Origin of the sequence: Halorubrum vacuolatum, from assembly GCF_900188065.1 — an archaeon.
Lineage (GTDB): Archaea > Halobacteriota > Halobacteria > Halobacteriales > Haloferacaceae > Halorubrum > Halorubrum vacuolatum.
Window position 1 is genome coordinate 74,672 of sequence record NZ_FZNQ01000011.1, and the last position, 13,277, is coordinate 87,948.

The window sequence follows — 13,277 nt, forward strand, 5'->3', positions numbered from 1 at the left end:
ATCATCGATGGCAACACATGTAGACAGATCACCGATGGCAACACATCACGAAGGAAATAACTCACTACGGCAACACGAATCCGTTCACTTCGATTCGCCTTTCGGTTGGAGCGTCCCGTCGGTGAGTCCATCCCACTCGATCCGGTAGCCAAGCCGTGAGAGCAGCGCGCTGGTCTCCGCGATGGCGTATTCGTCGAGTACGGACTCAGCAGCGTCCCGTGACATTCCGGCGGTCAACTCGTCGTCGATGGCGTCGATCGTCGCCGGGCGGACGAGCGAGCCGCCGACCCGTTCGTGTTCGGGGAACCGGACGCCCGCGAGCGCATCCATCCCGACCCCGTGTTCGGCCGCAAGCGTATCGAGCGTCACGACATCCGGGTCGGGAACGAGTGCCGCGGGCAGCGCGGCCGCCGCATCGGCGACGAGGTCTGATTCGTACTCCCGAAGCACGTCCACGATGTCCTTCACCCGAACCGTCCCCGAGTAGGTGACCACGCGGTGGTCCCGTGCGGCAATCTCCTCGCCGACCCCGAGGCTCTCATCGACGGCGACGAGCATCTCGACGTCCTCCAACTCGCCGAGCTGTGCGAGCTTCTTCTCGACGTATTCGGGGGTCCAAAAGCCCATTACCTCGAAAAAGAGCCGAAAGTCGGCGTGGTCGTACTCGAAGGCGAAATCGGGGATCATCACCCGGGTGCCGGTCTCCAGCGGCTCGGGTTCGCGGACGAGCGTCCAGTCGAGGTCGAGCGCGCGGAACCGCCCGGCGAAGTCGGCCTCGACGCCGCTGTCGAAGGCTGGCTCCGCGAGCGGCTCGACATCCGGCACCGAGATGTCACGGTCGGAGAGCGTGAGCGTCCGTTCGCGGCCGCGGTCGTCGATCGTCGCCGTGAGCCGCCAGTCGGCGGTGCCCGCGACGGTCCGCAGCAGCCGGGCGAACGCCGTGCCGTAGCGTCTGGTCCGCCGAAAGAGCGCGTCGGGGCCGGTGACGACCAGCTCGCGGCCCTCGGACGTCCGTTCGATCTCATACATCAATCGAAGCCGCTTGACGGCCGAAACGAGCGCCTTGGGGTCGTTCGAGCGCACGCGGACCTCGGTGGCGTCGAAAAGCGCCGTCTGGGCCAACGAGAGGTCGTACTGCGCACACAACGTCTCCGGATCCCACGGCACGTCGGCGTCGACGAGGACCTCGTTGACCGCGCGGTCCGCATAGAGGCTCCCCTCGATGGCGTCGGGATCCACCTGGAGTGAGTCGGCAGCCAGACGGATCGCCCGCTCGCGTTCCGCCGCGGAGGCGACGCCGACCGCTGCGGCGGCCTCGAAGGCGGCTCGGCGAACCCGTCGCGGCGGCAGCGGCGCATCGACCTCGAAGGAACATTCCCGTTCGACGAGCGCCGCGAACCCGCGGACGAGTTTGAAGTCCGCCGCTTCGGCCTCCAACTGCTCCAAGGCATCGTCGAGATCAGCGCGGCGGCTCCCGACGTGTTCGGTGAACGTTCCGAGGACCTTCGCCGCGAGGGGCCGGTGGCGTCGCTCGGTGAACTGCGGTCGGTAGCCGCCGCCGGCGCGGGAGACGCGAAGGAGGTCCTTCCGGAGCACAATCAAGGGTCGGATGGAGGGTCCCTAAAGCGCTCGGGTTGATTCCCTGCAGCGGCCGTCCCCTCAGTTACGACGTCTCATCGAGTATCCGCCCGCCGGCGAGGGATCGAGACCGGTGAGGCGGTCGGGGGGCTCGCTTCTGGATAGCGGATATCAGTCCCGACCGGTTCGTTGCGCGACGTACTCGCGCGTGTTCCCGTGCAACACGTAGTCCGTCCGCTGTAAGTCCGCGATCGTCCGTGAACCGGTGACGAACATCGCCGTCCGCAACTCGGCGATCAGGTCCTCGATCTGCTCTATCACCGCCTCGGGCCCGGCGGTGGCTGGCTTCAGGAACGGTTTTGCCAACCCGCCGGCGACCGCACCTAACGCGATCGCCTTCGCGACGTCCAGTCCCGACCGTACGCCGCCGCTTGCGATCACGCAGTCGTGTTCGGTCACACACTCGATCGTACTGACCGCGGTCGGGATCCCCCACTCCCGGAACAGCGTGCCAACCCGCTGCTGTCGTGGTGCGTTCGCCGCGGCCGCGCGGTAGGCCTCGATGCCGGACCACGTCGTCCCGCCCTTCCCGGCGACATCGATCGCGTCGACGCCCGCGTCGGCCAGCTTTCGGGCCGTCCCGGCGGAGATTCCGTTTCCTGTTTCCTTCACGATGACCGGCACGGACAGCCCCTCGACGACCCGGTCGATAGCCGTGAGACAATCGCGACCGTCGACGTCGCCTTCGGGTTGGACGGCCTCCTGGAGGAAGTTGAGATGGACGGCGAGCGCGTCCGCCTCGACCATCTCCACTGCACGCTCAACCGTGTCGAGGCCGTACTCCCGGAGCTGTGCGGCACCGAGGTTGCCGTAGATAAACGCCTCGGGGGCGGCCTCACGGGCGACGGTATACGATTCGAGGACGCTCTCATCGTCGAGTTCGAGGCCGGCACGCTGGCTTCCAAGCCCCATCGCGATACCCGTCTCCCCTGCGGCACGGGCCAGTGCCCGATTGATCTCCGTGGTGTTTCCGTGCCCGCCCGTCATGCTTTCGATAACGATCGGCGCGGAGAGCTCACGGTCGAGAAACTCGACGGAGGTATCGATGGCGTCGTAATGGATCTCCGGAAGCGCCTCGTGGACGAGCTGAACGTCTTCAAACCCCGTTCCGGTCGTCTCGACGTCCCGCTCCTGTACGATCCGAATGTGGTCGTCCTTTCGGCGTTCGATCTCCGGCGAGTGCCGTTCTGTCATTATTCTATCTATCGGGAGCGATTGCAAAATACTACTGATTTACCGCGTTAGTGTTGCTCGACTGGCTGCCGAAACGACGCGCTGCTCGTGGCTGACTCTCCGCGCCGATCCGCACCAGCCATCCTCCGATTTCGGACGATTGACCATATCTGACGTAGATCGGTGATGCCAACGAACCCGCCAGTACCTATAATATATAAGTCAACGAAATGTCTGGTTATCACCTCCAAATGAGTGACCAATCTACACTCACCGATTTTACGCAGGGTGTTGGTTCAGACGGTGACCTGTACGATTGCGAAGTCTGCGGACGGACGTTCGACTCTAATAAGGGCAGGGGGATCCATCGAGCGGCCGCACACAGCGAAGATGAGGTTCGCGGAGTACTGATCACCGAACTACAGAGACTTGCTGAACGACTGGGTCATCCTCCTGGGTTACGGGATATGAATCAGCTCGGAGCTCACAGTTCTAAGACTTACCAGGATATGTTTGGTTCGTGGAATGAGGCGCTCAAAGCCGCCGATTTGGACATTAATATGGAGCAGAATATCAGTAAGTCGGACTTGCTTGATGAATTGGCTAGGCTGGCGGATGAGCTCGGACGGACGCCAACGTCCCGTGACATGGCCCAACTCGGCGAGTACGGAACGGCGACCTACTCTAAGACGTTCGAATCGTGGAACAATGCGGTACAGGAAGCAGGATTGGAAATTATTAGGTATCGTAACATTCCGAGAGACGCCCTTATAAACGAAATCAGGCGGCTCAGCGATTGTCTGGGACGTACCCCAACAGCCGAAGATATGGAAACGGAGGGAGAATTTGGAGCTAAGACGTTCTCAACTAAATTCGGAACGTGGAACAATGCATTGAGATCCGCCGGATTTGAGCCGAACCGTCAGAAGAACCTTTCAAAAGAGGTACTCATTGCTGAACTCACTCGGTTAGAGGACAAATATGGCAGACCACCGACGGCAAAGGAAATGGAGGGTGACGGATTGTACTCGGTTGGCACGTTTTCAAGATCGTTTGGTTCATGGAATGAAGCGCTAATTTCTGCCGGATTTGAGGTTCACAATCGGACCAATATTCCCAAAGAAGAATTACTGACGGAACTCTCTCGTCTTCACGAGAGTCTGGGCAGGACTCCCACTGTCGAGGACATGGACATATTAGGCCGCTTTGCCCATGCAACCTATTCTACAGCTTTTGGAACGTGGAACAACGCCCTCAGGGAGGCAGGCCTCGATCTACACGTCCGATCAGGTATTCCGGAAGCCGAATTATTGGATGAATTGCGGTCGCTTGCTCGGGAACTCGAGATAACACCGGAACGGCGGGATATGGATCAACACGGTCAGTTTGATTCAAAAACATACAGCGCCAGATTCGGTACTTGGAACGACGCACTTCGAGCGGCCGGTCTGGAACCTGTAAGGCGCGTGAACATCCCCAACGACGAACTGAGGAGCGAACTCCGCAGACTGACCGATAAATTCGGTCGGCCGCCAACACGCGACGAAATGACGCAACATGGAAAATTTGGTCACTCTGTGTATTCTCATCGGTTCGGCTCGTGGACCGATGCGCTGATCGAGGCTGGATTAGAACCACATAAGATGCTAAATCCAGACCATCTCGATCATTGGGTGGCTTCGGTTCTCGAATTAAAAGTCGCCGAGTTGTTGGTCGATATCGGCGTAGAGTATGAATATGAAGGGCTCACGATCGAGTACGATGACGGGCGGAGTTATACGCCTGATTTTGTCACGGCTGACTACGTGATCGAGTGCAAAGGCCAAGATTGGGGTGACTTATATAATCAAGACGTGACGGCGGAGGACAAGGCGGAGGCTGCGATGGATAGTCTTGAGACGCGTAAGTATGTGGTCATTGGCGCGAAGATTCCGGCTGATATCCACATCAGATGGGACGACCGCGCGGCAATTCACGAATTGTTCGAGTAGTCGAATGCGACCTTGGTTTACGTACCATCGGTGTTCGGTTAAGCATTAGATGGCCTCACGAAAGCTTTAGCCACACGCTCGTTCAGTAAGACGCGTGATCTCTCTGGTTGACGAGCGTCACGAAACATCAACTCAGCCAAGTTCGGCGGCGGATACCCGAGCGACTGGGCCAGATCTTCGAGGATCAGCTGGGCGACAGACCGAAAGGTCTTCGCCCAGCGTTCTCGCGGGAAGACTGTCTCAGGAAACCGCTCTTGAAACACGCCCAGCAAGGCTCTGCTGACCGTCAGCGTCAGCAGAGCCGCCACCACCAGAAGCTCCACGATTGCTGGATCGCTTGTCTCGAACTTCTCCAGTCCGTACAGCGACTTCAACTCCCGAAACAGCAACTCCACTTCCCACCGCAACCCGTACAGCGCCGCGACCTGTCTCGGAGTGAACTCATCGGGGAGATTCGTCACGTACAGGTGGTAGTCGTCGGTGTCCTCGTTGTGGACACCGACGACGCGAAGCTCCATCGAATCGGTTGACTGCTTCCCAGCGTATGCCCGCCGTTTGAACTCGATCTCCACGGTTACATCGATGATCTCCCGTGTGAGATCTCCTAGAACGTCCCGAAGACGGCGCTTTGGCAAGGAAATGGCGCGCCCGCGCCATTTCCGTCGCTCGCCGACGATCAACGGATTCGCGTTCGACTTCAGCCGAGTCAGAAAGAACCCGCCGTTCTCATCGATCAACGCGAACCGACGGAAACTGTAGAAGCCCAGATCGAACAGTAACAGCCGCCCTCGCAGCCAACTCCCGGTGTGGAGTTGGCTGCTCTCGTGAGTACGTTCATCGGTGAGCTGGAACTGCTCAATCGTCTGCTTGGTCGCGTTCTGTACGAGATGAAGTTTCGCACCGGATTGATCCGGGTGAGTGGCTGGAAACGCATCGAGAAGCCGATGCAACCTGAACACGGTTGCATCGGCGATCAGCACCTCTCGAAACAGTTCGAACTGCGGAGCGATCGTGTGAGGAACCGCGACCTCCTCGAGAGCGTGCTCGAGGAGGTCGCTCAACAGTGCTTCTAGAGCCGGCGTGAACCGATCGTAGAAGCTTGAGCGGGCGACGGTCTGATTGGTTGCTGCGGAGTATGCACGTTGAAATCCGGCGATGGTACGGGCTTCGCCGTCGACGGCGAAGCCCATAATGAGCGTCCAGACGAGCATCGTGATGTCGATCTTCCGGTCACGCTGGACGACATCGCGCTCGCGCGCGATGTCTTCGATAAGCTCAGCAGGAAACAGGGAAGTCAACCGCCGTCGTATGAGATCTGGGGAGAGCGTTTTGAACACATTCTCTCCCCACGCGGTCTACCACGATAACTTCGTCAACAGAGCGCTGTCTGTCGGTTTCTCCCCTTAACCGAACACGGATGGTTTACGTACCCACTGCTGGACTTTCAGGGACATTCAAACTTGGCGACTGTATCTGTATCCCCGAGTCACCGCGTCGTCGGCCGTGAGTCACCGCGTCGTCGGCCGTGGCATCCGTTCGAGTTCCGCGATCTCGTTCGTCTTCTCGACGCGATCGTATTGTCGGGACCACGCATCCTCCGGAAACAGGTCGTTGTCGTCGAACATCTCCCGCGCGTCATCCGATAGCGTGTAGAATTTGTATGGGTACCCACGGATGCGCGACCCTGCAGGGACGACCAATTCCTCGACGACACCGTACGCTTCGAGCACGTTGAGGTGCCGCCTGATCGCGTCTTCACCGAGATCTGGATTCATATAATCGAGTTCTTTGACGCAGGGTGCGCCCTTCGGATGCCCGACGATGTCCGCGAGCACGTTGGCTCGCGGCGTATCCGTGGCCTTCTGTAGGGCGCTCCAGCGGTCAAACGAACCGCCCTCTCCGACCCCCCGATCGCCCGACGGGGGTTGTTGCGTTTCCGGCTTCATATTCCCTACTCGAACGGCGATCGACATAAACACTTGGTCAATGGCGTCAAGTAGTTCTACAAGTGATTGTACAATCAGTTCTCTTATCAATGATTGTAACGGAAGCCAAAGTGGAATGGGTGAACGCGAAGGCGGCGATGAGGAGCTGTTAGTTGGGATCGATCGAAAGGAGGTACGCTTCCCGGAGCGCCTTTCGCTTACTCCTGAACAGCATCAGCGTCTCAAAAATATCGTCAATGCCGACCCGCTTGATGCGATGAAACGGGCATCGCGTAGATATGTGATCGTCGGTAGTGGATCGGGAGAGGCGGGGTTGCGTCGGGAGATGGTCACCGACTGGTTTGATAGCCGTCCGAACGCGGTTGGGATTCGCCTGGAGGATGTCGATCTCGATACCGAGGACATCGATCTCTGGGCACCCGTCTTCGATATTTTGGCGACGCAAGCGACGTGGATCGTGGGTGTACTGGAGAATTTCGATGGCGGCCACGTATGGGAGTTGGGCTACCTGTACCGCGTTCAGACCGAGCTTCGGGACGTGCTATGGATCCTCAAGCGGGTGTACGAGGATCGGGAGCGGATGCGTGAGGAGTACGATAATGGGATGGCCGCGTCCCATCTGAAGGTGCTCGAAGAAGCGGTGGAGACACGTGTGCTCACGTGGGAAGACGAGGGGGACCTCCGGCGCGTCGTTGAAGACGTTCCCTAGACTCGGCCCCATACAGCGAGTCGGAGATACATACACAGCAACTCCCTCGCGTTTATAACGACAAACGCCACGCCCCTCACACCCCCACGGATTCCCCTCACCGCCGCCTGTCGGCAACCCGCTCCTCGGCGGTCTCGGCGCTCACGAGTTCATACAGGATCGCCCGTCCGCCGTCATCTTTCGGTCGGAGGATCCGGCCGAGCCGCTGGGTGAACTCCCGTTCGCTGCCCGAGCCCGAGAGCACGACCGCGACGTTGGCGTCGGGGACGTCAACGCCCTCGTCGAGGACGTTCGCGGCCACGACGCGGCCGTAGGTTCCATCACGGAAGCGTGAGAGAATCTCGCGGCGCTCCTCGGCACCGGTTTCGGCGGTGATCGCCGGGAGCAGGAACCGCTCCGAGAGCCGATAGACGAGGTCGGTGTGGGCGGTGAAGACGATGATCCGGTCCTCACGGTGACGGTCGAGGATCGACGCGAGCCGCTCGATCTTCCGCTCCGCGTTCATCATGATGTCGCGGGCGGCGGACTTCGCGAGCAGCGCCTCCCGTGCTCGGGGGTCGTTGCCGGAGCGTTTGACGAGCTCCTGATAGTCGCTCCCGTTCGTGAAGGTGATCCCGGCCTCCCTGACGTACTCCACGAAGGTCGACTGTTTCGCGTCGTATCGTTCCCGTTCGGCCGGCGTGAGCTCGACCTCGATCCGGCGCACGTCATAGGGGGCGAGATGCTCGCCGGCGAGATCATCGACGTCGACTGAATAGGCCCGGTCGCCGACCAGCTCGGCGACGACCTCATGGGCGTCATCGGGTCGCTCGAACGTCGCGGTGAGTCCCAGACGAGCGGGCGCCGCGAGGAGCCGCGCGATGTCCCGATAGCCCTCCCCTCCGAGATGGTGTACCTCGTCGAAGACGACGAGTCCGAAGGCGTCGCCGACGTCCTCGGCTTTTAAATATGCCGAGTCGTACGTCGAGACCGTGATCGCCTCCTGACGTTGTGTACCGCCGCCGAACCGGCCGATCGGAACGTCGAATTCCGCCTCCAACTCCGTCGCCCACTGTTCGAGGAGGTCGATGGTCGGCACGACGACGAGCGTGGGCGTGCCGAGTTCGACCATCGCCTCGATCGCGATGACGGTCTTTCCGGCCCCGGTGGGGAGTTCAAGCACGCCTCGGTCGTCCGCGTCGCGCCACGCGTCGAGCGCCTCCCGTTGGTATTCACGGAGGTCATACGCCGTCGAGAGGTCAAGCGCCGGGAGATCCAGCACACGATCCTCGACGTGCAATCCGGCCACCGAAAGCGCCCGACGGATGGCGGCGTACCGGTGTGCCGGTGCGCGCCCGTTCCCGGTGCGGGGATCAGCCTCGACGCCGGGGAGCGGCGGGAGGGAGTCGACAGCGCCTTCGGGCGCATCGACCCGGATGGTCCCGTCCTCGTAGGTCAGTCGGACGCTCATCGTCGTCTCCTCGGGGGCAATTCATAAAGGGTCACCGGGTCGCCAGCGTGACGATGGGAGAGGGATCACGCGACGGTCGACGGATGTCGGTAGCCTGAAGTGACCGGCCACGTACCGGCGGATATGAGCCTCATCGGATCGCTGATCGCGTTCGTGGTCGGACTGCTCGTCGGCGGACTCGCCATCTTCATCGCCGCGAGCGTCGTCGCGGATACGCGTGATTACAGCCACGCGGTCTTTACCGCGCTCTTCGGGGCGATCGTCTGGGGGCTCTCGGAGTTGTTGCTCTCGTGGGTCCCGCTGGTCGGCGATTTCATCCCGCTTATCGCCTGGATCTGGGTTATCCGGCGCCGGTATGGGACCTCGTGGCTCCATTCGGGGATCATCGGATTCATCGCGTGGGGGTCGGCGATACTCGTCCTCGCGGTCCTGCCGTTCGCCGGGATCACGGACGCCGTCGGCGTGCCGTTCACGTGATCGGACCGTGTGGCCGTCGCTGCGCGGTCGGCGTTCAAAAAATCGTGTTTTGAGGTGAGTCCGTGTGCCGTTTAGGGCTCGAGCAGGACCTTCGTGACGCCCTCTTCGCGGGCGTCGAACGCCTCGTACATCTCCGGTGCTTCCTCGAGGCTGACGCGGTGTGAGACGACCCAACTCGGGTCCGCGCGGCCCTCGATGATCATGTCGCGGAGGTACCGGTTGTACTGTTTGACGTTACACTGGCCCGTGCCGCACTTGAGGCCCTTCTCGAAGAACTTCCCGAAGTCGATCCCGAGACGGCCCTGAGCGGCCATGTCGTCGGGCGCGCCGGGGTCTTCCGGGACGTACAGACCGGGGATGCCGAGCTGGCCGGTCGGCCGAACGACGCGGATCAGGTTGTTGAGCACGATGGCCGGGTTCTCCTTGGCCGGGTCGTAGGCGTAGTCCTCGGTGTCGGTGTCGACGTCCGCGGGGTCGGTCGCCTGATACCCGACGGCGTCGACGCCCTTGTCGACCATGCCACCGTGGGCGTCGATGATCTGCTCGACCGGGTCGCCCTCGCGGAAGTCGATTGCGTGTGCATCGCAGTTCTCCTCGGCCATCTCGAGCCGGCTCGGTACCTGGTCGACGACGTAGATCTCCGAGGCACCCTGGATCTTCGCGCTGTATGCCGCCATCAGTCCGACCGGTCCCGCACCGAAGACCGCGACGGACTCGCCGGGCTGGAGATCCGCCAGTCGGGTGCCGTGCCAGCCGGTCGGGAAGATGTCCGCGAGCAGCGCGAAGGCGTCCTCGTGTTCGCGTCCTTCCGGCAGTTTGAGCGCGTTGTGATCCGCATATGGGACGCGGAGCTTTTCGGCCTGTCCGCCGGGATACGGGCCCATGGCGACATAGCCATACGCCCCGCCGGCGAAGCCGGGGTTGACGTTGGTACAGAAGCCCGTGAACCCCTCCTCACAGTTCTGACAGAATCCACAGGAGACGTTAAACGGCATGACGACACGATCGCCCTCCTCGAGGGTCGATACCGCCTCGCCGACTTCCGAGACGACGCCCATGTTTTCGTGGCCGAAGACGATCCCTTCCTCGGCCGCGGTTCGCCCCTCGTACATGTGCAGGTCGGAGCCGCAGATGCACGACGTCGTGATGTCGACGATCACGTCGTTCGGGTGTTTGAGTTCCGGGTCCTCGACCTCCTCGACGGCCACCTCGTATGGCCCTTGGTAAACGACTGCTTTCATGGTGTGATCCGTTCGGAGGATCTAACCGACCGTACGTAAACGTATCTACATGACAGTTACACTTAATAAATTCGAGGTGGGTAATGTTAATTAGTTATATATCATTGGCACCCGAAGTAGAGCGTCGAAAAACCATTGACGCCCACGGGACGGACCGTGGATCGTCGGGGGTTTCGATTATATGTCAGCTAACAAACTAAACACGTTTTTGGGGGCGTGCGGACACCGGGTGATCGATCACTCGGCACGGCCGACCGTCGACCTCGACTGACGACGCCGTCAATTGGTCACAGCAACCAGTGGTGCTGGCCGCTGGGCCAAGGTTCTATACCGTGGTTTGTGTAGGCCAAGCCATGACGACGTTTTATAAATGGGGGTCGGGGACGAACCCCGACGCTCCACGGGTCGACCACGCACACGACGAATTTCTGATCACAACGGATGGGGAGCGGATCATCGACGCCGCCTCGGGGGCGCTCGTCGTCAATCTCGGTCACTCGGTTCCGGGCGTGTCGGAGCTGATGGCCGATCAGAGCGAGGCGGTCGCGTACGTCTCGACGTCGTACTTTCGAAACGACCCCGCCGAGCGGCTTGCCGACCGACTCACAGAACTCACTCCGGATCCGCTTTCGGCCGCCTTCTTCGTCGGTTCTGGGAGCGAGGCGAACGAGACGGCGATCAAGCTGGCTCGCGCGTATCATCTCGCGCAGGGAAATCAGCGAAAACAGACCGTGATCTGTCGCCACGGAAGCTATCACGGGGCGACACTCGGCGCGCTCTCGTTGAGCGGGAAACCGACCCGCACCGCGCCGTTCGTCCCGCTGCTCAAACGCGGGCCGCGGATCCCCGCCGCATACCCGTATCGCTGGACGTATGAGGGAACGCCTGAGGAGCAGGCGATCGCCGCGGCGCGCGAGTTGGACGCGGCGATCACCCGTGAAGGACCGGAAACCGTCGCGGCGTTCATCGCCGAACCGGTCTCGGGCTCGACGCTCGGTGCCGCCCATCCCCACCCGACGTACTACCGCGAGATCCGCCGCATCTGTGACCGACACGACGTCTGTTTCATCGCCGACGAAGTGATGACGGGCTTCGGGCGGACGGGGGAGTTCTTCGCCGTCGACCACGCCGACGTCGCCCCCGACATCCTCACCGTCGGGAAGGGGATCTCCGGCGGGTACGCACCGATCGCCGCGGCGATCGTCACTGAACGAATCGCGGAGACGTTCGAGGCGGACTCGGAACACGCCTTCGCTCACGGGCACACGTTCAGCGCCAATCCGCTCTCGACGGCGGTCGCCGATCACGTCGTGGCGCAGTACGACGAGGACGTGCTCGCCGATGTTCGGGATCGGGGGGCGACACTCCGGTCGGCGCTCGCCCCGTTGACGGACCATCCACATGTCGGGGAGATCCGTGGGCTTGGGCTCATGTACGGGATCGAACTCGTGGCCGACGTCGAGACGCAACGTCCGTTCGATCCGGATCGACGGGTGAGCAAGCGGATCTTTGAGACCTGTCTCGCGGAGGGTGTCTACGTCTATCCCGGAAGCGGCTCGGTCGACGGGCGGGCCGGCGATCACCTCCTGTTGGGTCCGCCGTTTATTACCTCACCCGAGTCCATTCAGGAGATCGCCGAAACGGTCATTGGAGCGATCGAGTCGGTTACCGACGAATCGGTGTGACGCCTCGGCGAGGGTGTGGCCGTGCTCCATGTTCCCAGTTAGCGATGGGTTGATACGGCTCGACACCCTCCATTCTCTCACACCGAATCGGCTTCGGAAGCGAACGATGGTGACCTACAGACGGGGCGGGTACGTCCAACACAACGATGATGCGGTCGAACGGGCCTGTGAACACTGCGGCTGGCACGGGGTCGCGGACTCCTACCCGGCGCTCATTCGTGCGTATCAGGCGCATCTCAGGCGTGAGCATCCCCGGGCGTGGGTCCGTTCCTGAGGCCGCACAGATCCGGTGTTATCGTTCGGCGGATTCCTTCCAGATCCGCCAGATCGCCATATAGAGTTCGCGAAGATCACAGTCGAGGTCGCTCGCGAGACCCCGTGACGTTTGAAGGTATCGCGAGTACGCCTCGGCGGTCGGCGGATCCGGATACTCATCCGCAAGCTCCGACAGCGAGGAGACGACGTGCCACTCGCGGTCCCCGATCACGATGAACTCCTCGGGATGTGTGAACGCGAGAAACGCCGAGGCGACCGCGAGGTTCGATCCGGGCAAGTCGGCGAGGGCGGCGAGCGCCTCACGGTACTCGTCGGGAGTCGCCTCTGTCGCGAGCGCGATGGCGTCTCGGACCGTCTCGAAGTCCGCACCGGCGAATCGAGTCTCGATGTCTCGTCGTTCATCGTCGGGAAACGCACCCAGATACCGACGGTAATACCACCGCACCACCCACTGGGCGTCGCGCCTGCCATACTCGCCCGTCCGAAACGCACGCGGAAGCGACTCCACCGACTCCTGTTCGACCGGATACAGCGGCTCCTGTTCGCGATATCGCTCGACGTACTCGTCGATGTCGGCCGTGGTGACTTCCATGGTCCTCTTTCGCGTCTCGGCGGGAAAACCGTTCGGCGCGATGGGGCGGCGGCCGGACTGCCTCGTTCCTGTAGGCATCTCGGATACGGGTGCATGGAG

Annotated in this window: 12 protein-coding genes; 5 read left to right on the top strand and 7 right to left on the bottom strand. The window is 61.6% G+C overall.

Annotated features, from left to right (window positions below):
- Positions 1–84 precede the first annotated feature (84 nt).
- Together CHB65_RS11070 and fni are read right to left on the bottom strand one after the other, a co-directional pair.
- On the bottom strand, positions 85–1,596 hold the full coding sequence (locus CHB65_RS11070; RefSeq protein WP_089385131.1) for a DUF790 family protein: 1,512 nt from the start codon (positions 1,594–1,596) through the stop codon (positions 85–87).
- Positions 1,597–1,749: 153 nt separating this feature from the next.
- Positions 1,750–2,832, bottom strand: a complete 1,083-nt coding sequence (gene fni / locus CHB65_RS11075) for a type 2 isopentenyl-diphosphate Delta-isomerase (protein ID WP_089385132.1) — start codon at positions 2,830–2,832, stop codon at positions 1,750–1,752.
- A gap of 230 nt (positions 2,833–3,062) precedes the next feature.
- Here fni and CHB65_RS11080 point away from each other — a divergent pair, with 230 nt between their 5' ends.
- Entirely contained in the window at positions 3,063–4,802 is a 1,740-nt protein-coding gene (locus tag CHB65_RS11080; protein WP_143420408.1) for a homing endonuclease associated repeat-containing protein, read from the top strand.
- A gap of 38 nt (positions 4,803–4,840) precedes the next feature.
- Here CHB65_RS11080 and CHB65_RS11085 read toward each other — a convergent pair whose 3' ends face one another.
- Complete coding sequence (locus tag CHB65_RS11085; RefSeq protein ID WP_089385134.1) at positions 4,841–6,139, bottom strand: IS4 family transposase; 1,299 nt, start codon at positions 6,137–6,139, stop codon at positions 4,841–4,843.
- A 171-nt stretch (positions 6,140–6,310) separates the two neighbouring features.
- Positions 6,311–6,748 (bottom strand): helix-turn-helix domain-containing protein, encoded by a 438-nt coding sequence (locus CHB65_RS11090; protein WP_089385135.1) that lies wholly within the window; start codon positions 6,746–6,748, stop codon positions 6,311–6,313.
- A 115-nt stretch (positions 6,749–6,863) separates the two neighbouring features.
- On the opposite strand from CHB65_RS11090, the gene CHB65_RS11095 reads away from it, so the two are divergent.
- A complete protein-coding gene (locus tag CHB65_RS11095; protein WP_089385136.1) occupies positions 6,864–7,457 on the top strand; it encodes a hypothetical protein in 594 nt (197 codons plus the stop codon).
- Positions 7,458–7,554: 97 nt separating this feature from the next.
- On the opposite strand, the gene CHB65_RS11100 is transcribed toward CHB65_RS11095, so the two are convergent.
- The gene (locus CHB65_RS11100) at positions 7,555–8,907 is read right to left on the bottom strand and encodes a DEAD/DEAH box helicase family protein (protein ID WP_089385137.1); all 1,353 of its coding nucleotides are present in this window, start codon (positions 8,905–8,907) and stop codon (positions 7,555–7,557) included.
- 123 nt (positions 8,908–9,030) lie between these two features.
- Here CHB65_RS11100 and CHB65_RS11105 point away from each other — a divergent pair, with 123 nt between their 5' ends.
- On the top strand, positions 9,031–9,384 hold the full coding sequence (locus CHB65_RS11105) for a hypothetical protein (RefSeq protein WP_089385138.1): 354 nt from the start codon (positions 9,031–9,033) through the stop codon (positions 9,382–9,384).
- 71 nt (positions 9,385–9,455) lie between these two features.
- Here the strand turns inward: CHB65_RS11105 and CHB65_RS11110 are convergent, their stop codons facing one another.
- The gene (locus CHB65_RS11110; RefSeq protein ID WP_089385139.1) at positions 9,456–10,625 is read right to left on the bottom strand and encodes a glutathione-independent formaldehyde dehydrogenase; all 1,170 of its coding nucleotides are present in this window, start codon (positions 10,623–10,625) and stop codon (positions 9,456–9,458) included.
- A gap of 353 nt (positions 10,626–10,978) precedes the next feature.
- Between CHB65_RS11110 and CHB65_RS11115 the strand changes: the two genes are divergently transcribed.
- The gene (locus CHB65_RS11115; protein ID WP_089385140.1) at positions 10,979–12,310 is read left to right on the top strand and encodes an aminotransferase family protein; all 1,332 of its coding nucleotides are present in this window, start codon (positions 10,979–10,981) and stop codon (positions 12,308–12,310) included.
- Positions 12,311–12,338: 28 nt separating this feature from the next.
- Positions 12,339–12,584, top strand: coding sequence for a hypothetical protein (locus tag CHB65_RS16935; RefSeq protein ID WP_143420409.1), 246 nt, complete (start codon positions 12,339–12,341; stop codon positions 12,582–12,584).
- A gap of 18 nt (positions 12,585–12,602) precedes the next feature.
- Here CHB65_RS16935 and CHB65_RS11120 read toward each other — a convergent pair whose 3' ends face one another.
- On the bottom strand, positions 12,603–13,178 hold the full coding sequence (locus CHB65_RS11120; protein WP_089385141.1) for a hypothetical protein: 576 nt from the start codon (positions 13,176–13,178) through the stop codon (positions 12,603–12,605).
- Positions 13,179–13,277: the final 99 nt, after the last annotated feature.